15 protein-coding genes and 1 pseudogene are annotated in these 19,866 nt (G+C 67.5%); 7 read left to right on the top strand and 9 right to left on the bottom strand.

Annotation, left to right across the window (positions count from 1 at the left end):
• Positions 1 to 112 precede the first annotated feature (112 nt).
• Both ACWDV4_RS10165 and ACWDV4_RS10160 read left to right on the top strand, forming a co-directional pair.
• The gene (locus ACWDV4_RS10165) at positions 113 to 1,432 is read left to right on the top strand and encodes a hypothetical protein (protein WP_449976412.1); all 1,320 of its coding nucleotides are present in this window, start codon (positions 113 to 115) and stop codon (positions 1,430 to 1,432) included.
• 8 nt (positions 1,433 to 1,440) lie between these two features.
• Entirely contained in the window at positions 1,441 to 2,064 is a 624-nt protein-coding gene (locus ACWDV4_RS10160) for a hypothetical protein (protein ID WP_449976410.1), read from the top strand.
• 82 nt (positions 2,065 to 2,146) lie between these two features.
• Here the strand turns inward: ACWDV4_RS10160 and ACWDV4_RS10155 are convergent, their stop codons facing one another.
• The 4 genes from ACWDV4_RS10155 to ACWDV4_RS10140 form a co-directional block, all read right to left on the bottom strand.
• Positions 2,147 to 6,268, bottom strand: a complete 4,122-nt coding sequence (locus ACWDV4_RS10155; RefSeq protein ID WP_449976408.1) for a ThuA domain-containing protein — start codon at positions 6,266 to 6,268, stop codon at positions 2,147 to 2,149.
• A 49-nt stretch (positions 6,269 to 6,317) separates the two neighbouring features.
• Positions 6,318 to 7,523 (bottom strand): multicopper oxidase domain-containing protein, encoded by a 1,206-nt coding sequence (locus ACWDV4_RS10150; RefSeq protein WP_449976406.1) that lies wholly within the window; start codon positions 7,521 to 7,523, stop codon positions 6,318 to 6,320.
• 80 nt (positions 7,524 to 7,603) lie between these two features.
• Positions 7,604 to 10,678: an OmpL47-type beta-barrel domain-containing protein gene (locus ACWDV4_RS10145; protein ID WP_449976404.1), complete on the bottom strand. Its 3,075-nt coding sequence runs from the start codon at positions 10,676 to 10,678 to the stop codon at positions 7,604 to 7,606.
• A 504-nt stretch (positions 10,679 to 11,182) separates the two neighbouring features.
• A complete protein-coding gene (locus tag ACWDV4_RS10140) occupies positions 11,183 to 11,524 on the bottom strand; it encodes a hypothetical protein (RefSeq protein WP_449976402.1) in 342 nt (113 codons plus the stop codon).
• 100 nt (positions 11,525 to 11,624) lie between these two features.
• Here ACWDV4_RS10140 and ACWDV4_RS10135 point away from each other — a divergent pair, with 100 nt between their 5' ends.
• The 4 genes and pseudogenes from ACWDV4_RS10135 to ACWDV4_RS10120 all read left to right on the top strand — a co-directional run bounded on the left by ACWDV4_RS10135 (position 11,625) and on the right by ACWDV4_RS10120 (position 13,674).
• Positions 11,625 to 11,978 carry an ArsR/SmtB family transcription factor gene (locus ACWDV4_RS10135; protein WP_449976400.1) on the top strand — a complete coding sequence of 118 codons (354 nt, stop codon included), beginning with the start codon at positions 11,625 to 11,627 and terminating at the stop codon, positions 11,976 to 11,978.
• A 101-nt stretch (positions 11,979 to 12,079) separates the two neighbouring features.
• Positions 12,080 to 12,211: pseudogene (locus ACWDV4_RS10130) on the top strand (TIGR03086 family protein); the annotation flags it as partial.
• Positions 12,212 to 12,450: 239 nt separating this feature from the next.
• Positions 12,451 to 12,654: a hypothetical protein gene (locus tag ACWDV4_RS10125; RefSeq protein ID WP_449976738.1), complete on the top strand. Its 204-nt coding sequence runs from the start codon at positions 12,451 to 12,453 to the stop codon at positions 12,652 to 12,654.
• Between the two features lie 465 nt (positions 12,655 to 13,119).
• Entirely contained in the window at positions 13,120 to 13,674 is a 555-nt protein-coding gene (locus ACWDV4_RS10120; protein ID WP_449976398.1) for a hypothetical protein, read from the top strand.
• 187 nt (positions 13,675 to 13,861) lie between these two features.
• Here ACWDV4_RS10120 and ACWDV4_RS10115 read toward each other — a convergent pair whose 3' ends face one another.
• Positions 13,862 to 14,500 carry a M23 family metallopeptidase gene (locus ACWDV4_RS10115; protein ID WP_449976396.1) on the bottom strand — a complete coding sequence of 213 codons (639 nt, stop codon included), beginning with the start codon at positions 14,498 to 14,500 and terminating at the stop codon, positions 13,862 to 13,864.
• Between the two features lie 209 nt (positions 14,501 to 14,709).
• On the opposite strand from ACWDV4_RS10115, the gene ACWDV4_RS10110 reads away from it, so the two are divergent.
• Positions 14,710 to 15,231 (top strand): GNAT family N-acetyltransferase, encoded by a 522-nt coding sequence (locus ACWDV4_RS10110; protein WP_449976394.1) that lies wholly within the window; start codon positions 14,710 to 14,712, stop codon positions 15,229 to 15,231.
• Positions 15,232 to 15,294: 63 nt separating this feature from the next.
• Here the strand turns inward: ACWDV4_RS10110 and ACWDV4_RS10105 are convergent, their stop codons facing one another.
• The 4 genes from ACWDV4_RS10105 to ACWDV4_RS10090 all read right to left on the bottom strand — a co-directional run bounded on the left by ACWDV4_RS10105 (position 15,295) and on the right by ACWDV4_RS10090 (position 19,812).
• Positions 15,295 to 16,140 carry an SDR family oxidoreductase gene (locus ACWDV4_RS10105; RefSeq protein ID WP_449976392.1) on the bottom strand — a complete coding sequence of 282 codons (846 nt, stop codon included), beginning with the start codon at positions 16,138 to 16,140 and terminating at the stop codon, positions 15,295 to 15,297.
• Positions 16,141 to 16,237: 97 nt separating this feature from the next.
• Positions 16,238 to 17,953, bottom strand: a complete 1,716-nt coding sequence (locus tag ACWDV4_RS10100; protein ID WP_449976389.1) for a 3-ketosteroid-delta-1-dehydrogenase — start codon at positions 17,951 to 17,953, stop codon at positions 16,238 to 16,240.
• A gap of 15 nt (positions 17,954 to 17,968) precedes the next feature.
• On the bottom strand, positions 17,969 to 19,195 hold the full coding sequence (locus ACWDV4_RS10095; protein ID WP_449976387.1) for an NADH:flavin oxidoreductase: 1,227 nt from the start codon (positions 19,193 to 19,195) through the stop codon (positions 17,969 to 17,971).
• Positions 19,192 to 19,812, bottom strand: coding sequence for a TetR/AcrR family transcriptional regulator (locus ACWDV4_RS10090; protein WP_449976384.1), 621 nt, complete (start codon positions 19,810 to 19,812; stop codon positions 19,192 to 19,194). The genes ACWDV4_RS10095 and ACWDV4_RS10090 overlap by 4 nt, the downstream gene beginning before the upstream one ends.
• Positions 19,813 to 19,866 lie beyond the last annotated feature (54 nt).

Here is a 19,866-nt window from a genome sequence, read left to right as displayed (position 1 = left end):
TCAGCGTGGCACCCCACTGCGTATCCTTTGGAAAGAACAGCGTCTCTTTTTGAGTGAACAGCGTCTTTCAATCAGGGATTGGGACGCTGCGGCCTCGGACCGAGGTGGGTCGATGTCGGAACGCACAAAGCGCCACCAGGGCAAGTTTTACTCGCCCCGCAGCGGACGCCGCGTGGGCCGCGATCCGGATGACGCCGAGTATTCGGGCGTCGAATTGGGCCTGCTCACTCCCGGGAACGCGCCGGCTTGGCAGCGCGCCGCCGGTAACCGGGCCGTCGACGGTGCGCTGCGGAACGCGCGGGAAAGCACCGCCGCCGCGCCCGTACCGGTCCAGCGCTGGGCGTGGGTCGGCGCTACCCAGATCAAACCGGACGACCCCGCCCTCGACCCGCAGATGAAGGCGTTGGCCAGCGACAAGCTGGTGCACGACTACGCCAGCGACGCCGAGTTTCGCGAGCACGCGGCCGGGCAGACGGACCATATCGGCAACCTGCGCGGCCCGGCCAGCACCGGTACCTGGGTACGCTTCGCTCCCGGCGGCACCAACCTGCTCGGCGAGAACCACACCCACGTCACCCTGGAACACGTGGCGGCGGCCGTTGGCTCCAGGAACTTCATCTACGAACCGTTCTCGGTCGACAAGATGTCATCGGGCTCCGCGATGAAAGCCGCGTACGAGGCGGAAAACCAGGACCGATTCAATCAGTTCGGTGTCGGCGGGGTCGCCGACAAGCAGCAGTTCGGCGCGGAGTCCCTGTTTCCGAAGATGGGGTACGGATTGAACCTGCTGGTGCCGTACCTCGACCCTTCCGGCAGCTTCGACGATCTCAAGTCCGGCGGGTACGTCGGGCAGCCAGTCCAGCGCTATCTCAAGATCGCCTGGGGGCATGGCAAGGACATCGAGGCCAAGGTGGCGAACCTTAACAAGATCCAAAGGCTCACCATATCGAAGGAAATGAAGAAACTGTCGAAGGTGGTCAGCGCGACCAAGGCGGCGCTCGAGCCGTTCATCACGCCACTGCCGGTCGACGGTTACCTGGGCGACCCCCTCGACTCCGTGGCCGGCCGAGCCGTCGTGCCCAAGCTGCGGGAGTTCTGCGAGGCGTTCGTCAACGCGATGCTCGCTCAGGCCAGCACCGACGAGGGCCTGACCAAGCAGGAGCGCAAAGAGCTGGGAAAAATGCCCAAGGCGAGCGGGGACGAACGCGAAGAAGTCTTCGGGAAATGGCGTAACCTGCACTTCTCGCATGCCGTACGGGACGCGGCGCAGCGGGGCGTTCGCTATGCCGGGATGGGGCGGTTCCATCTTGACTACCTGATGGCTGAGGGCCTCCCGCCGAACAGTCGGGGGTACGACATGTCCGGCAAGGACCTCGCCGACTTCGAGACCCTGACCAAGAACCTGGCCGCGTCAGCGACCAAGTCACCATAGAGGGCGGCATGCGTACGAATCCCTATCCCACGGTCCAGGCCCGGCTCCGGCGCAGCGGGCACCTCCCCGGCGTGCCGCCGTCCCGTACGGAGCTGCTGATCTGGTTCGACGCCGACCGGTTCCTGGTCCGTGACGAGAATGGCCGACCGTACGCCGAGATTGTTGGCGATGTAACCGCAGCACGCGGATTCGGGCTGGTTCCCCGCACGATGGAAGGGCTGATGGATGCCGCGAGCGCCGCCCGTCATCCGCGCCGGCACGGCCCGACCGAGTTGTCCGGTGACTGGGCCACCGGCCAGGCCATCGTCCGCGAGGCGGGCCGTCCCCCGTGGAGCATCGACATCTCCACGGTGGCACCGGTCGCCGAGCAGTTGCTCAGCACCGGCCGGGAAGCCCTTCTCCCCGCCGGAAACGAGTCGACCTTCCTGGATCGCCCGTGCCGGGAGTACCGCTTCGCGATCGAAGGGGACGAGGACGGCACTCCATTCCGCAGCGAGGTCCGCTGGCTGGTCTCCGCCCCGTACGTGCTGCTGCGGGAGGTCCGGGACGCCCGGATTTCGGAGCTGTCCGCGACGACCGAGGTCATCGAGTTGGCGGAGGGCGCGGCGGCCGGACCCATTCCACGGCTCTGACTTCGACGACTCACTCGGCGTAGCGACGTGAACGGGTGCCTGGGGTGGGCGCGAACCGCATCCCACCCCAGGCACCCGTCGTTCACATACCCCGTACCCGGATGTTGCGGAACTCGATCACGTCGTTGTTGCCGTGGTTCTGCAACCCGAGGAAGCCACTGACGAACTGCCGCAGATCGGTGGGCGGATCGCCGGCGCGGGACGACTGCTTCCCGGGCGTGTTGTCGAACTCGCTGATCACCACACCGTTACGGATGATCGTGTAGTGCTGCCCGATCACTCGGATCTCGTAGTCGTTCCACTGGTTCTTCGGGGTCGCACCGGCCTTGTCCAGGCTGTTCGGCGCGAAGTTGTAGACCGAGCCGGTCTTCTGCGGTTCACCGCTCTCACCGTCGTAGATCTGGATCTCGTGACCGCAGTAGATCGCCACCCAGGCGGGTGAGGAGCGAGCCGAGCCCACGGTGCCACAACTGCCCGGTGGTCGCTGCGCCAGCGGGGTTCGCGGATCCGGGAACCGGACGAAGACCCCGCTGTTGGCCCGGAAACCCTCCGGGGAGATGTCGCGGAACTGCAAGCGGATCGAGTAGTCGGCGAACTCCCGGCCCGCGTACCAGAACATTCCCAGCCCGCCGGAGCTGCGGATGGAGCCGTCCGGGCGCAGCGCGAACGACCCGCCGGGTGCCTGCCGCCAGCCCGCGAGCGAGTACGCCGAGCCGTCGAAGATCGTGTCGTAGCCGGTGGTGAACCCGATCGGGGACTGTTCGCCCGCCCGCCGTAGCGTCGTCGCCTCGCGGTTGTCGATGACGTGCGCGGTGGTCAGCTCGGTGAGCACCTCGTCGAGGTGGCTGACGAACGCCCCGTGGTTTGGCCAGGCACCCTCGTCGTTGATCAGGTCGTTGACCGTGCAGCCGCCGCCGGCCGGGTGGTTGCCGACGCCGGTGTCGGTGTTCAGCATCCAGACCGTCGGCCGGGCGTCGGCTGCGGCACAGCCGGCGTTGACGGCGACCTTCGAGGTGACGACCTCACCATTGGCGTACGTCACCTTCAACGTCGCCTCGAAGGTGCCGTACCGCTTGTAGGTGTGGGTCGGGTGGGGTCGCGTCGCCACCGCGCTGCCGTCGCCGAAGTTCCACTCCCAGGCCACGCCCCCCACCCGGTTGCTGGAGAACGCTATCTTCCTCGGTTCACTCGGCGAGACCGACTGCGCCGTGGCCAGGCTCGGGTGCGGGGTGGCCGGTCCGCCCTGATACGCGATGCGGATCAACTTCTGGTTCGGGTGGAGGGTGAAGAAGCCACCGGCGTAGTCGAGCAGGTAGAGCGCACCATCGGGCCCGAACTTGGCGTCCATCCAGGATTGCAGCTGGGTGGTGCCGGTGCCGGGCTGGATGATGCTGCGCAGGTCCTCGGCGAACGCGGGCGGATGGGCCTCGGCGACCTTGTCCGGGTCAACGGTCACCGCGATCCGGTTGTTGCTGTTGGACTGGTCGCCAATGAACCACTTGTTCTCCCAGTACGCCGGCCAGGCGATGCCACTGTTCGTGTCCACCTTCGCGCGGTGGTAGGTCGGCCCGTCCATCACGGCCTGCCCACCGCCACTGAGGTACGGCTGCGTGTAGGTCGAGTCGTTCACGTCGTACGTCGGCACGCCACTGCCGTCGTTGCGCTCCGGGAAGACCGGGCCACCGCCCTGCGGCGAATACCAGATCATGTTGTCCCGTACCGGCGGAAGGTCGACCAGACCGGTGTTGCGCGGTGACTCGTTCTTCGGGTTGTCACAGTCGTACCAGCCGGTCAGCTCGGTGGCGTCGGTGTTGCTGCGATCGCGGTACGGCTGCCGGTTGCCCATGCAGTACGGCCAGCCGTGGTTACCCGCCGAGGTGATGATCGTGGCGGTCTCGTACTTTGCCGGCCCCAGATCCGGGTTGGGGGCGCTGGCGTCCGGGCCGACCCAGGCGGCGGTCAGCCAGTTGTTGACCGGGTCCCAGGCGATCCGGGAGACGTTACGTACGCCCATGACGTAGATCTCCGGCCGGGTTTTGCCGCCGCCCTGCTCCAGCCCGGTGAACAGGTTGCCGTCGGGAATCGTGTACGTCCCGTCCGGCTCCGGGTGGATTCGTATGATCTTGCCGTTGAGGTCGTTGGTGTTACCGGCGGTACGCCGGGCGTCCTGGAACGAGATGCCCTGATACTCCTGGGTCCAGTTGTTGCCCGAGTAGCCGTCCGAGCCGCCGGACGAGTTGCTGTCGCCGCTACCGATGTAGAGGTTGCCCGACTCGTCGAAGGCCATGCCGCCGCCCGCGTGGCAGCAGCTGTGGATCTGGGTCTCCCAGTGCAGCAGATCCTTCCGGGTGCCCTGGTCGATGCTCTGCTGCTCGCGGTCGTACGTGAACCGGGAGACCGTACGCTGGCCGACCCGCCGCTCCCGGTCGATCGACTCGTGCGGCATCCAGTAGAGGTAGATCCAGTTGTTCTCCACGAAATTCGGGTCGAGGGTGATCCCGAGCAGGCCCTCCTCGTTCTTGACCAGCTCACTGCCACTGCCCCGGTTACCCATCACGGCGAGCGTGGTCAGCAGCTTGACCTGCTTGGTACGCGGATCCCACTGGTGGACCGTGCCGCAGCCCAGGCCGACGTTCGGGTTGCTCCACTCGACGACCGGCCCGGTCGCACACGCGGCCCGGCCGATGTAGAAGACCGTGCCATCCGGTGCGATGGTCAACCCGTGCGGCTCCGCGATCTGGTCGAGCTGCCCCGACTGGTTGGTGGTGGTCAACCGCTCGGTCCGGTAGTTCGCCGCGATGGTCGCCTGGCAGTCGCCGCGCACCGTTCCGCTCGTCCACTGGATCGCGCCGAGCAGGTGACTGCGGAACTGGGTGTCCGTGGTGTAGCTCGCCGCGGTACGGCCCATGCCGGTGTAGAACGACCGACCGCCGTCGTAGTCCCGGCACCACGAGATCGGGTGGAACGGCCCGTTGCCGCTCAGGCCCGCCTGGTAGGTGTGCTCCTGGACCTGCGCGATGGTGTGCACCCGGCCGACCGGGCTCGGGTCCCAGTTGATCCACTGATCGGATCGGGTCCAGGTGAGCGGCAGACCCTTGTTGGCCGGGTGCTGCCGGTCGGTGACGCTGACGACGGCCTGCTGCACCTTGCTCTCCGGCGGGGGCCCCGCGTCCGGGCCGATCAGCCACAACTCGGCCAACTGAATCAGCGGTTCCCCGCTGTTGGCGGTGATGTTGAGCCGGTAGTACTGGTACGCCTGGCTGTTGTCGAAGGCGTACTGCTTGGTCTGGAACCGTTGCGCGAAGGTCTCCCCGGTGCGGGTGTCCAGGTCCGTCCAGTTCTGCCCGTCCGACGAGCCCTGCAGGGTCCAGTCCTTCGGGTCCCGTCCCGGGAAGTCGTTCGCCGAGGTCAGGGCGTACCGCGCCACGGTGACCGGCGCGGCGAGCTTGGCCACCACCCACCCGGTCGGGGTACGGGTCAACCACTTGGTGCCCACCGACCCGTCCACCAACTTGTCCTCGGTCTCGCTCGGCGGGTTGTTGCCGCTCGCTGTGATCTCCTCCACCTCTTCCGCGTTCGGCAGGCTCGCGGCGGGACGGGTACCGATCAGGCCGGTGAACCACTCGGAGCTGGGCTGCGCCCGAGCCGCGTCGTGGACTCCGACGAAACCACCACCACCCTTGATGTACGCCTGGAACGCCGCCTCCTGCGCGTCGTTGAGCGTCACCCCGTTGGCGGAGAGGAATATGACGCTGCGGTAGCGGGCCAGGTTGTCGGCGTTGAAGACCGTCGGGTCGGTGGAGGTGTGGACGTAGAAACCGTGTTCCTGGCCCAGCTGTCTGATGGTGCTGACGGCGCGGTTGACCGGATCCTCCTGATCAGCGGCCGCACCGTGGAACACCAGTACGTTCACCGCGTTGGGGCCCCAGGCGGGTGCCACCGCGTTTGCCGCAGTCTTGGCGGCAGCCGTTGCGGCGGTCTTCGCGGCAGCCGCGGACTCCGCAGCGGCTGACGGCGGTGCCGTCACCAGCCCGAGCGTTAGCGTGACGACCGACGCTGCGGCAACCGCCCGCCGCCGGGTCGCGGCGGGGGTACGACGTCTCGGCTCGACCCCCTCGGCCGGCACCGGGGGTGGTGGATTGGTGGGGCCGCGACGTAGCCAGCCGGCCCATCGGGACATCGGATAGTGGCGTTGGTGGACCATTTCTGCTCCTCCTGCGGGGGTGAAGATCCTTCAGGGGATGGGATGGCCGTCAGTGGTGGTTCCCGTGGCCGGCGGGTGCTGGCAGCACCGCGCCGGTCTCATCCAGGACGTGCAGCATCGTCGACATGCCCAGGTCGGAGTGGAACTGCATGTGGCAGTGCAGCATCCAGTGCCCCGGCCCCACCGAATCGCCAGCGACAACCTGCACGCCGAAGCTGTCACCGGGACCGAGCGTCTTGTTGTCGATGACCGGTATCGAGTCGACGAGCGCCTTGCTGCCCGTGGCCACGCCGGTACGGGTGTCCGCCCAGGAGTGTCCGTGCAGATGGAAGGTGTGCATGTCGTCGCCGATGCCGATCACGATGAACTCGACCCGTTCGCCGACCCGGGCCACCAGGCAGGTCGGGCCGGGCTGCGGGTTCTGCGGATCGCAGGTGTCGGCCTCGGTGCTGCGCCGCAGGTTGATGGTCTGGCGGTCACCGAAGGCAGTCACGTACGTCCGCGCCGGTTGCGGATCGCCCTGGCGGCGTACGACCAGCCCGCCGAAGAGCCCCGAGCCGATGCCCCGGGTCCCGTGCGGTCCGCCAACGACATGATCGTGGTACCACCAGTAGCCGGCCGTGCCCTGTGCTCCGGTGGTTTCGTTGCGCGGCTTGGCGAACCAGATGTACGTACGCGAACCACCCGGCGGCACGTAGGAATTGCCGTGCACCGTGCCGTCGGAGAGTTGGGTGTACTTGACCCCGTGCGTGTGCAGCGAGACCGCGAGCGGGTGGTTGGGATCGGTGCGTAGCTGCTCCAGGGTCGCGACCGGCACCTGATTGTGCAGGGTGATCGCCAAGCACTCGCCCTCGATCATCTCGATCGTCGGGCCCGGGTAGGAGGCGGTCTGCGGTGTCAGGCCGTACCCGAGCCGAACCTGGTTGGTCACCGGATCCCGGGGCAGCTCCACCGCGTACAACTGCATGCGGCGATCCGGCTGGACGCAACCCTCGGGGCGTTCAGCCGACTGTGCGGCGGTCTGCTCGGTTGTCTGCTCGGTTGTCTGCTCGGTTGTCTGCGTACCGGCCTCGCGGGCGAGGGCCAGTCCGCCCGGGGCGGTGTCCCCGCCGGACGGGGACCGACCCGGGTCGCCTTCGCGGGCGATGGCCAGGCCGCTCACGCCGGCGAGTGTCACCAGCAGCACCGCTCCGACCGCCAGCAGCCGACCAACGCTCGATCCAGGTTCCTGCTGATTCTTGGTTTCCTTGTCCAAGGCCGTATCCAATCGTTCGGCCCACCGCGACAGTCGGGACAGTCGCGGGGGAAGGGACGATGCCGGGTTCGGCGTGGATGTCACGGGGTCAGCGGAGCGACCCGGATGTTGCGGAAGCTCACGATGTCGGTGGCACCGTGGTTCTGTAGGCCGAGGTAGCCGGCCACGTTCTGCCGTCCGGCACCGCCCGGATCGTCGGGACGAGGCGGGTTGAAGACGGCGTCGGGGTCGTTGACGTACTCGTTGATGAGCACCCCGTTACGGAAGATGGAGTAGTGCTGGCCGACGACGCGAATCTCGTAGTCGTTCCAGGTGCCCTTCGGGGTGACACTCGCGCTGGGCAGGTCGACCCCGTCGAAGCCGTACACCGATCCGCTCTTGTACGGGTCACCGTCGGTCCGGTCGTTGATCTGAAGTTCGTGGCCGTACTTGATGGCGACCCACTCCGGGCGGGACTCGGCAGGATGCTGGTGCACCTGCGGGAAGCGGACGAAGACCCCGCTGTTGACCCGGCCATCGCCGGGGGCGTCGTCCCGCCACTGGAGCTTCAGCGAGAAGTCGCCGTAGGTGCGGATGGGGAACCAGAGCATGCCGAGCCCGGAAACGGGGCGGCTGGTGATCGAACCATCGGCGTTACGGGCGAAGCCGCCCCCACCGACCTGCTCCCACAGGTTGAACGAGGCAGCCGAGCGGTCGAGCAGCGGCTGGTATCCCTGGGTGGCGTCGGAGTTGCCGACCCCGGAGTCGCGGGCGGTGCGTACCAGCTTGTTGTGCTGGTTGAGGGTGATCACACCACGGTGGAACAGGCGCTCGGCGATCGCCTGGACGTGCGCTACGAACTCGCTGTGGCTGAGCCAGCTCCGCTCGTCCTCGATGAGGTTGTTGATCGTGCAGCCGCCTTCGGCCGGGCGGTTGGGAACGCCGCTGTTCAGGGTGCCGATCCAGACCGTCGACCGGGTGTCGGTGACCCGGCAGTCCGGCGGCGGTGGTCCGCTCTCCACCACGGTGAACGTGATCGACGCGGTGCCCGAGACGTTGCCCGCCCGGTCGGTGGCCCGGTAGCTGAACGTGTGCTCGCCCAGGGTGTTGACCGTGAGCGGCCGGGTGTAGACCGTATAGCCGCGGCCGTCGAGGGCGTACTCGATGCGGAGCACCCCCGATTCGGTGTCGGTGGCGGCGAGCGTGATGGTGGCACTGCCCACGTACGCCCAGCTTCCGTTCTGCTGCCCGGTGATGGCGGCGGTTGCGGTGGGCGGCGTGGTGTCCGGGTCGGGGGTTTCTACGACTTGGATCGCGGTCGATTGTGGAGTGGACGTGTTGCCGGCCTGGTCGGTGGCGCGGTAGCTGACCGTATGTTGGCCGGGTTGGTTGATGGTGATGGGGGCGGTGTATTCGGCGTATGCCTGGCCGTTGAGGGAGTATTCGATGCGGTCGACGCCGGATTGGGTGTCGGTGGCGGTGAGGTTTACGGTGGCGGCCCCGATGTACGCGCCATCCTGGTTACGGTTTCCGGTTACCGATGCGGATACCGTCGGCGGGGTGTTGTCGGGGTCAGGGGTTTCTGCCACTTGAAATGCCACTGATTGTGGTGTCGAGGTGTTGCCGGCCTGGTCGGTGGCGCGGTAGCTGACCGTGTGCTGGCCGGGAGAATTGACGGTGACCGGGCCCGAATATGTTTCGTAGGCCGCGTTGTCGAGCGCGTATTCCACCCGAGCGACGCCGGATTGGGTGTCGGTGGCGGTGAGGTTTACGGTGGCGGTGCCGATGTATGCGCCGTCTTCGTTTTGGTTGCCGGTGATGGCGGCGGTGACCGTGGGTGGGGTGGTGTCGGGGTCGGGGGTTTCTGCTATTTGGAATGCCACTGATTGTGGTGTTGAGGTGTTGCCGGCTTGGTCGGTGGCTCGGTAGTTGATGGTGTGTTGGCCGGGTTGGTTGATGGTGATGGGGGCGGTGTATTCGGCGTATGCCTGGCTGTTGAGGGAGTATTCGATGCGGTCGACGCCGGATTCGCTGTCGGTGGCGGTGAGGTTTACGGTGGCGGTGCCGATGTATGCGCCGTCTTCGTTTTGGTTGCCGGTGATGGCGGCGGTCACCGTGGGCGGGGTGGTGTCCGGGTCGGGGGTTTCTGCTATTTGGAATGCCACTGATTGTGGTGTTGAGGTGTTGCCGGCTTGGTCGGTGGCTCGGTAGCTGATGGTGTGTTGGCCGGGTTGGTTGATGGTGATGGGGGCGGTGTATTCGGCGTATGCCTGGCTGTTGAGGGAGTATTCGATGCGGTCGACGCCCGAGCCGCTGTCGGTGGCGGTGAGGTTTACGGTGGCGGTGCCGATGTATGCGCCGTCTTCGTTTTGGTCGCCGGTGATGGCGGCGGTCACCGTGGGCGGGGTGGTGTCCGGGTCGGGGGTTTCCACTACCTCGAATGCCGTCGACTGTGGTGTTGAGGTGTTGCCGGCCTGGTCGGTGGCGCGGTAGCTGACCGTGTGCTGGCCGGGCGAATTGACGGTGACCGGAGCCGAGTACGTTCCGTATGGCCCGTCGTCCAGTGAATACTCCACCCGGGCGACCCCCGACCCACTGTCGGTGGCGGTCAGGTTCACGGTGGCGGCCCCGATGTACGCACCGTCCCCGTTGCGATCACCAGTTACCGAAGCAGTAACCGTCGGTGGTGTGGTGTCCTCACCGCCGTCGCTGACGGCCAGCAAACCGGTCATGCTCCCGTGACCCGGAATCGCGCAGAAGTAGCGGTAGGTGCCAGGCGTGAGTACGACATCGACGGTCCATCGACCCTGATTGCTGTCGTACGGATCGGCCAGGATGTTCACGTCTACGTCGCTGTTGTACGCGGGATTTCCGGTGTCGAACGTCAGCGTGTGCTGCATGCCGGTGGTGTTGCCGGTCGCGGCGCTGTTCTCGAACACGAGTGTGGCCGGCCCGGCGACGGCAGTGGTGGGGGCGGAAGCGTAGGCCTGCATGTCGTCGCCCGCCGTCCAGGTGAGCACCTGGGCCTGTAGTTGTCGGGGCGGCGCGGGCGTGGTGGCTCCGCCTGGCTCGACGTCAACGGGGCGAGCGCTCGCCGAGCCCGGGGCGATGGCGGTTCCGCCCAACAGGAGGGCCATTGCCGCGAGCATCGTCAACGGCCGACTGCGTCGACGCATGAGGAACCGGCTGGCCGGTCGGGGTGCAGGACGGTGGGCGCGCTTGTGTGGGCGACCTGGTGAACCGCGCCTAGCAGGGAAGATAGACATGTCCGGCATAACCTTTCGCGAGTCTGCCTGGGGCTTTCGAGGGACCGGTTGGGACTTCGCAAGGATCGACGGATGGCATGGTTTGGGCGCAGGCGTCACCCAGACCGCGGTGCTGGGGCCGAAGTGGTGGACGAGGTGGCGGGCGCTGCGGCGGCCGGATGCCTGATCACGCCGCCGGGTGCGGGACTGTGGGGGTCAGGGTGGCTTAGTCGCAGACGCTACCGACTTAGCATTGACATGTCTATATCTTTCGATCTGAGAGTGAACGCTTTTGTTATTCCAGACGAAAGGGTGTGCCAGATGTGCCGGGCACGGCCGAGTTCTGGCAAAGCGGCCGAAGGTGTGCCAGCGGTGGGAAGGTGCTGCTGGTGGCTGAAGCTGCTGCCAGCCGGCCAACGGTGCTGTGGAGGTGCTTCAGTTGGCGATGGAGCCCATGACTAGCACGCCAGTGGCGATGAGCGGGACGGCGACGAACAGGAAGATGCCGATGCCGGTGAGGACCTGACCGCCTGTTGCGTCCTCCCGTTCTGGCTGCGCCCCGAGGAAGGCTCTGACCTCCCTGGTCTCCAGTCGACTCAACTGAAGGCCGCCGCCGGTCAGGGTGAGGAGAACGCCGCCGGCAATCAGGAGTACGCCGAATCGCCAGCGGAAGCTGCCGTCGTCCGCCAGGGTCCAGGCGCCCGCACCCAGTAGGGCGATGACCAGGCCGAGCGCATACAGAACCAGGGCTTCCAGTAGTCCACGTCGTACTGCCATCGCCGGCTCCTCCCAGCCTCGGTCGTACCAGTGTCCCCGTGTCGCTGGCTGCGCTATGCTGACCGTGTCTTTAAACCATCTAGTTGAAAACAGGACGTCGATGCCGATCGACACCATGTCCAAACTCTTCGCTGCCCTCGCTGACCCGACGCGCCGCGACATGGTGGCCAGGCTCTCGGTTGCCGACGCCACGGTGAACCAGCTCGCCGAGCCGTACCGGATGAGCCTGCAGGCGGTCTACAAGCACCTGCGGGTGCTGGAGGAGGCGGGTGTGGTGAGCCGGCCACCAGGCCCGCAGCCACGCTCGGTACACCTGGAGATCAGGGCGTTCGACCTACTGGACGAGTGGATCGAGAGGTACCGCCGCCAGGCCGAAGACCGTTACCAGCGGCTCGACCGGGTGTTGGCCGCTATGAACGAGACCGACGACGACGAGGAGCGCCAGCCATGGTGAAGGTGGAGGCGGATCCCAAGAGGGGCGCGACGCCTGGCTGCGCAGCGGTATGGAGATCGGTATGGAAGACGGATACACCAAACTTGAAGGGATGCTAGTCAATGGCACTGTCTGACCTCAGCCCCGCAGAGCGGCACCGCCATATCGCGGGCACGTTCACCGACCGCGTACGCGGCACCAAAGATTGGGACGCCCCCGCGCCGGTGGACGGGTGGACAGCCCGTGACGTGGTACGCCACCTCGTCGAATGGCTCCCATCCCTGCTCGCCGCCGGTGCCGGCGTCGAGCTGCCCAGCGGGCCGAGCGTGGACGACGATCCGGTCGCCGCCTGGCAGACCCACTGCGACGGGGTGCAGGCGCTACTGGACGACCCGGAGACCCCGCACCGGATGCTGGTCAACCAGCACATCGGCGAGATACCGCTGGCCCAGGCGATCGACAGGTTCTACATCTCCGACATGTTCATGCACACGTGGACCTGGCCCGTGCTACCGGGCAGGACGATCGGCTCGACGCCGACTTCTGTGCGTTGCTGCTGGCCGGGATGGAGGCAGCCGAAGACATGTTGCGCTCGTCCGGCCAGTACGGCCCACGCGTACCCACCCCTGCCGACGCCGACGCCCAAACCCGGCTGCTCGGGTTTATCGGCCGCGACCCGTTCTGGACCCCCGCCTAGCCCGGCTGCCCTCCGACGGCGACGGCCTCCCTGCCGAGGTGTTAGGAAGGGGCCCTTCCTATACAGAAAGCGATAAGAAGGGGCCCTTCCTTACATGCACGGGGTGTGCGAGGTCGGCGTACCTGGTACCGGCAGACTGGGCGGATGAGTCCTGTGAGTCGTGGTCGGAAAGGCAAGTCGAAGAACCGGGCACAGCGGCGCTCCGCGCCACTGGTGGTGGTTGGTGCGCCGGAGCCATGCGACTGCCCGGGGTGCTCCGGGTAGGAGCTCGACCCGGAGGCCCAGATCGATAGCCTGCTGGCCGGCGCGGTCGAGCTGCTCGACACTGACGATCCGCTGGATGCGGAGACGGCCGGCGCTTCCCTGCTGGCGACCGTCATGCTGGCGGAACCAGATTTCGAGGAGCTGCTCGTGGGCGGGCTCATCCCGTCGATCGAGGCTCGGGCCACGTCGGAGGCGCTGGCGATGCTGCTGGCCATCGGCTCGGTCGCCCAATATGGCCGGGTTGCCAAGGCGGCGTCGGCGGCTGCCGACCGGATTGCCGAAGCCGGCATTTCTCGGCCGGTGTGGGCGGCGGAGCTGAACGAGCCGGTGACGATCACCGACTGCCGACGACTGAGCGATCCGCAGGAGGCCGGCGCGATGCTCTCCGGGGTGTTCCACCGAGGCGGCCGTTCCTTGGCGATGCTGATGAGTGTGGATACTCCTGACTGCGGGGCGGCGAGTCAGGTTCTGCTGATCGGGGCGGACGACCTATCCGAGGCGACGCAGATGATGCGGGACGGCCTCGAACAAGGCGGGATGAGCTTCGTGGAAGTGGAGCTGGACGCGGCCGAGTTTCGCTGGCAGGTGGAGAACGCCTTTGAGGTGAGAGCCGCGCACGACCATGAGTTGGGCTCGTTTAGCGGGGTCGACTTCTCGGAAGACGAGGAGATCCTCGACTACACCATCCTGTCGGTGCTGGTGGGGGGCGAGGTTGACCCAGCTACCGGCGTCCAGCAAGCCTGTTCCGCCGCATGACAAGAGGTGACTGAGGATTTGTCCGTTCTGCGCTGAGTCGAGTTCTGTCCTCAGGCGTCACTGGAACACCAGGTACGTTATCCCGCTGGAAAGACGTACCTGGTGTTCCAGCGACCCGTCGCAGTCAGGGGCCGACACATACCTCGGCGATGTCCGGCGTGCAGTCAGACGGAGCCGGCGTGGCGTTTCATTGTTGTCCGGGTACACAGTTGTTGCTCGTACGCTCGACCGTGTATTCCCGGTCGTCGTGGGTGATGCTGGACGGTACGCCGTCGAAGTGGGTCTCGACCTTCTCCCAGCCTCGCCGCTGCTCGTAGTGCAGGTGCGGAGCGCCGGAGTTGCCGGTGCTGCCCACCCGTCCGATCTGTTCGCCCTGGGCGACTCGCTGACCTTCCTCGACCAGCGGCGGTTCGAGTAGGTGGAGGTACTGGGTCTCCCACTTGCCGCCGTGGTCGATTTTCACCCAGTAGCCGCCGCCCCGGCCGCGCGGGCCGTCCGGGTTTTCGGGAGTACGCCCGCCCAGCGTTCCGTTGATCCCCGCTTCGGTGACCGTGCCGGCGTAGGACGCCAACACCGGTCGTCCCCATGCCCTGCCCTCGGTCGGGAAGAGGTCGACGTCGTAGTCGTCGTGGCCGGGGTAGGTGCCAAGCTGCCAGGTCTCGCCGCAGGCGACCGGGAGTTGGAAGAGCGGGCGTGGGCCTGCTGGTCGCACCAGCGGCACGACGACCAGGGCGATGACCAGAGCGATGGCGAGGACGATCGCGCTTGTCGTGATCGCAAGAACGAGGCGCAGGGTACGGCGTCGGGGCGGGCGGCCGGTCGTCACCGCCTGAGCATTCCAGACACGGGCAAGGCCACCACCTCAGGCCGGCGAGGTGGCTTTCTGGGGAGCACTGTGTCGTACAGCCGGAGGCGGAAAGATCCACTCTGAAGTACAGTCCAATGCTCTTGGATGCTTGATTTTGCGCGGTGTGCCCAGTGACGTCCGCTGGTCAGTCAGTCCAGGATGGGGTTTGGGCGGATTGGAGATGTGAGATGACCTTTACCCGTCTTGTGTCACTCGACGACGCTGAGGCGCTGGCAGCTCAGCTGACGGCAAACCGTGCTTTTCTTGAGCCGTGGGAGCCGGCCCGCGATGACGAGTACTTCATTGTGGATGCTCAGCGAGCAGTCCTGGAGATGGAGCTTGAGCTTCACGCGTACGGAACCATGCTGCCGCGCGTAGTCGTTGACGAGGGTGACCAGGTCATTGGGCGGATCAACCTGAACGGCATCACCCGGGGTGCGTTCCAGTCCGCCAGCATCGGCTACTGGGTGAGCGGATCACACAACGGCCGCGGGATCGCGTCCGGTGCTTTAGCCGAGATCGTCACCATCGCCTTCCAGAAACTCAAGCTGCATCGGCTCCAGGCCGAGACGCTCCTGCACAACACCGCGTCCCAGCGCGTGCTGACCCGCAACGGTTTCCGGCCGTACGGGGTGGCTCCGTCGTACCTGAAGATCGCCGGGATGTGGCAGGACCACATCCTCTTCCACCTGATCAATCCCGAGATCTGAGCCGTCGAGCCGAGCCACTCGACCTGACCGGGGCTAGCCGCGAAGCCGTACCGGAGAGGCCAGTCAGTGCCGGTTGCGCCATGCCTTGGCGCGGCGCATGTAGCGAATGATCCCGGCTGGGCCGGTCGAGACCGGCCAGTCGTCGGTACGGAAGTAGGCGTCGGATCCGCCGTCCAGGAAGATCACCGATCCGCAGAGGAAGTCGGCAGCCGGCGACAGCATGAACGCCACCCACTCGCCGACGTCCGCCGGGTTGCCGCGCCCACCGATCGGCACGGCCAGCTGCTCGACCGAAGCCTTCTCGCCACGGGCGATCTGCTCGTCGAGCAGCGGTGTGGCGATGATGCCGGGGGCGAGCACGTTGACCCGGATGCCGGCACCGGCCCACTGCGGCGAGATCGCGGCGTGGCGGGCCCACCGCGTCACGGCCAGCTTGGAACTCGCGTACGCGAAGGGCGCCGAGCGTTTGCCGAAGCGTCCCACCACGCGCAGTGCCTTGGCGGGGTCCCGGTCGAGCAGGGCCCGTACAGCGCGTTCCGGCACCATCGGGGTGAGGGTGACCGAGTTCGACCCGAACACCACGACCTTGCTGTTGCCCACTGCGGCCAGTGCGGGCCGCCATGCTTCGAGCAGGTCCACGACGCCGAAGTAGTTGACCTGCTGGACGAGGCTGTCCCGTCCCGGGATGCCGCCGAGCCCGGCGGCGCAGACCGCGCCGTCGAGCCGGCCGCCGGCCCGGTCCAGCACCTCGGTCGCCGCTGCCGTACGCCCCTGCGGCGTGGACAGATCAGCGATGACCTCGACGTTACGCAGGTCCACGCCGATGACGGTGTGCCCGTCGCGACGCAGCCGTTCGGCTGCCGCCTTGCCCATGCCGGAGGCGGCACCGGTCACCGCGTACGTACCCATCTCGGTTCCTTCCTGCTTCGCCAGCTTGCCGTTACCACTCCCCGTGACGACGAAGATCCTGCCGAGGGGGTCCGCATGGGAACGTCTTCTGTTGAGATCAGTGGCCGGCAGGCTGGGCCTGGGCCTGGGCCTGGGCAGGGAGTTTGCCTGCCGCATGACGCCCGACGATGTAGCCGTAGACGAGGCCCTGCCCGATGGTGGCGCCGGCTCCAGGGTACGTCCGGCCGAAGGCGTTGGCGGCGGCGTTGCCGATCGCGTACAGGCCGGGGATGGGATCCCCCGCTGCGGACAGCGCCCGCCCCAGGCCGTCTGCCTGGATCCCGCCACAGGTGCCCAGGTCGGACAGGACGACCTTGACGGCATACAGGGTGCCGGAGAGGGGCCTGAGGTTCGGGTTGGGCGTCACCGTCGGATCGCCGTAGTAGCGGTCGTACGCGCTGGCCCCACGGTGGTAGTCGTCGTCGCTGCCGGCGGCGGCGAGCTGGTTGAACCGCGCCAGGGTGGTGCGCAGCGCGTCGGCGTCCACGCCCATGGACCGGGCGAGGTCCTCGGAGTTGCCGGCGCGATGCGCGATCCCCCCGTCGTACCAGGATTTCGGCAGCGGACCCCGAGGGAAGTGCGCTCCGGCGAAGACGTAGCTGTTGCGGTACTTCTGGTCGAAGATCAGCCACATGCTGGGTAGGGAGCCGTTTTCATGGGCGTGGGCGAGCGTCGTCTGGCCGAAGGTCATGTAGTCGCAGGATTCGTTGATGAACCGGCGACCGGTGCCGTCCACCATGAGCGAGCCTGGCAGGGAGCGTTCGGCGAGGAGCACCTGTGGTGCGGCGTCGCCGACGGGCGCGACGGCGGGGAACCACCACACCTGTTCCATGAGATCGGTGCCGGCACCCGCCTCCTGGGCGGCGCGTATTCCGTCCCCGGTGTTGGTGTCCGCACCGAGGCTCCAGTCCTGCAGCTCGGGGTGGTGGTGGGCGTGCCGGAGGGGCAGGTTGTGGTCGAAGCCACCGGTGGCGAGTACGACGCCGCGTTCGGCGCGTACGGTGAGCGTGTCGTCGCCGTGGCACAGTTCGGCCCCGACAACGCGGCCCTGCTCGACCACGAGCCGCTCAAGTGACGTCTCGGTCCAGACCGGGATGCCCGCTCGGCGGACGCCAGCGAACATGCCTGCCGCGATGGCCTGCCCGCCGGCCGCGTATTCGCGCCCCAGCACGATGCCGCCGACCCCCTGGGCCAGGCGGGTCGCGATGCGGGGGATTGCGCGAAGCGGGGTCTTGGCCATGAGGTTGAGCCACTTGTAGTCCGCGCCAGTGACCGGCATCGGTACGGGTGCGGAGAGGACGGCGGGGCGCAGGCGCTTACGGTCGGCACCGAGGAGCTTGAGGTCGAGGGGGCGGCATTCGCAGGTGCGCCCGACGGCGGCACCGCCAGGCAGTTCGGGGTGGTAGTCGGCGTAGCCGCGAGCCCAGAGGAACCGCATCGGGGTGGTCCGCCGGAGCATCTCGACGGTCGCGGTGCCGTGGGCGAGGAAGTTGCGCCACCGTTCCGCCGGCGCGGAGCCGGCAACCACGGCCTCCAGGTACGCGGCACCGCGCTCGGGCGTGTCGCCGGAGCCTTCGTCGGCCAGCACTGGGTTTGCGGGAATCCAGAAGGCACCGCCGGAGCGTGCGGTGGAGCCGCCGACCCAACGGGACTTCTCTATTACCACGACCGACAGACCGGCCTCGTGGGCGCTGAGTGCTGCGGCCAGGCCGGTGCCGGAGCCGATGACGACGAGGTCGACCGTGGTCGACTGGGGGTGGCGGGGGACGGGCATCGGGGAACTCCTCTCCTAGCCAGCGACGGGTCGGGTGCCGGCGTTGACCAGTGCGGTGGTGCCTTCGGCGTCCAGCGGGCAGTGGGTGCCGGTGAAGATGCTGGCGGCGCAGAGGTTGCAATGGGTGCAGAGCGATCGGGCGGTGCGGTCCTGCTGGATCCGGTTGATCAGGTTGGGTTCCCGCAGCAGGGCGCGGGCCATGGCGACGTACTCGAATCCGTCGCTCATGGCGGTCTGCATGCCATCCAGGTCGGTGACGCCGCCGAGGAGGATCAGCGGCATGGACAGCGCGCTGCGGAACTGGAGCGCGAGGTCGCGGAAGTAGAGCGGCTCGTAGGGGTAGTGGTGGAAGAGTGCGCGGCCGAACATTCTCATGCCGAGCCGCAGCAGCGGCGGCTGCGCATCGGCCATCGCGGAGAGCGGGACGTCGCCACGGAACAGGAACATCGGGTTGAGCAGCGAGGACCCGCCGGTGAGTTCGAGTGCGTCCAGGTGCCCGTCGGCCTGCAGCATCTGGGCGAACGGGACCGACTCGTCGAGGTCGAATCCGCCACGTACGCCGTCGGTCATGTTCATCTTGGCGATGACGGCGACGTCGTCGCCGACCGCTTCCTTGACGGCGGCCAGGATGCGGCGCGGGAAGTCGGCACGGTTGGTCAGGGTGCCGCCGTACTCGTCCCGACGTCGGTTGATCTTGGGTGACAGGAACGACCCGGCCAGGTAGGTGTGGCCCAGGTGCACTTCGACGGCGTCGAAGCCGACCTCGCGGGCGGATGCGGCAGCCTGGCCGTGGGCGTTCACGATCCGCCGGATGTCGGCATGGGTCGCGGCGCGGTCGAAGCCCATCGCCAGAGGGTTGAACCGTGCCGACGATGCGAGTGAAGGCAGCCCGTTCGAGCGGGAGTTCGCCACCGGTCCCGCGTGGCCGATCTGCGCGCTGACCTTGGCCCCGGTGGCGTGTACCGCTTCGGTCAGTCGGCGCAGCCCGGGCAACGCCTCGGGGCGCCAGTAGACCTGACCGCGTTCGGTGCGCCCTTCCGGTGCGACGGCGATGTAGGCGACCGTCGTCATGCCGACGCCGCCCCGGCCGACGGCGGTGTGGTATTCGATCAGCCGGTCGGTGACCAGGGCATCCGGGGTCGCCCCTTCGAAGGTGGCGGACTTGATGACGCGATTGCGCAGGCTGACGGGGCCGAGCATGGCCGGGGCGAGCGGATCGGGAGTCGGGGTCGTGGTGGTCACGGGGCGTCCTCAGGGGCAGTGATGTGTACGTCGAGCCAGCGCAGCATGGTGTCGACGGCGTGGGCGGGAGAGCGGTGATCGCAGTTCTGTGCCCAGTCGCGCAGTGCGGCGTGGGCTGCCTCGCGGTAGGTGGTGGCGACGGCCTGGTAGATCGCGGCTGGGGCGCCCGGCTGACGCCGCGCGATCTCCTGGGCGAGGGCGTCGGTCCACGGCTCGTAAGCGCGTACGGAAGCCGTGGACAGCTCGGGTTCCGCTGCGACGACCCGCATCCAGTGCCCACCGGCGCGTCGTACCAGCGCATCGTCGGAGACCGACGCGACCACGGCGGTGCGCAGGACGTCCGGCAGGGGCGCGTCGAGGGGTAGGGCGCCGAACGCCTCCATGAGGCGCCGGGTCGCCCCGGGAACACCCACCCAGGCGAGGGCGGCCTTGGACGGGAAGTGCCGCATCAGCGTACGGGCGCTGATCCCGGTGGCTGCGGCGATGTCGTCCCAGCTCGTGGCGTCATAGCCGCGCTCCGCCCAGAGTTGTAGCGCCGCAGCGCCGACCGCTTCGGGATCGAGCACCGTGGGGCGGCCACGTCGGCGAGGCGCGGCTGCGGGTGGGTGAGGGGTCACCGAGGCCATGCATCCAGTCAAGCATTTATGTCAGAAACCGTCAATAATAGTTTG

Source organism: Micromonospora sp. NPDC003197 (assembly GCF_053590565.1).
The sequence above is the reverse complement of the archived record's forward strand: the minus strand, read 5'-3'. Positions and strand labels throughout refer to the sequence as shown.

Coding starts and splice junctions, on each gene's coding strand:
- ACWDV4_RS10165 (WP_449976412.1), top strand. CDS start 113: ATGTCGGAACGCACAAAGCGCCACCAGGGCAAGTTTTACTCGCCCCGC.
- ACWDV4_RS10160 (WP_449976410.1), top strand. CDS start 1,441: ATGCGTACGAATCCCTATCCCACGGTCCAGGCCCGGCTCCGGCGCAGC.
- ACWDV4_RS10155 (WP_449976408.1), bottom strand. CDS start 6,268: ATGGTCCACCAACGCCACTATCCGATGTCCCGATGGGCCGGCTGGCTA.
- ACWDV4_RS10145 (WP_449976404.1), bottom strand. CDS start 10,678: ATGCGTCGACGCAGTCGGCCGTTGACGATGCTCGCGGCAATGGCCCTC.
- ACWDV4_RS10140 (WP_449976402.1), bottom strand. CDS start 11,524: ATGGCAGTACGACGTGGACTACTGGAAGCCCTGGTTCTGTATGCGCTC.
- ACWDV4_RS10135 (WP_449976400.1), top strand. CDS start 11,625: ATGCCGATCGACACCATGTCCAAACTCTTCGCTGCCCTCGCTGACCCG.
- ACWDV4_RS10120 (WP_449976398.1), top strand. CDS start 13,120: ATGCTGCTGGCCATCGGCTCGGTCGCCCAATATGGCCGGGTTGCCAAG.
- ACWDV4_RS10110 (WP_449976394.1), top strand. CDS start 14,710: ATGACCTTTACCCGTCTTGTGTCACTCGACGACGCTGAGGCGCTGGCA.
- ACWDV4_RS10105 (WP_449976392.1), bottom strand. CDS start 16,140: ATGGGTACGTACGCGGTGACCGGTGCCGCCTCCGGCATGGGCAAGGCG.
- ACWDV4_RS10100 (WP_449976389.1), bottom strand. CDS start 17,953: ATGCCCGTCCCCCGCCACCCCCAGTCGACCACGGTCGACCTCGTCGTC.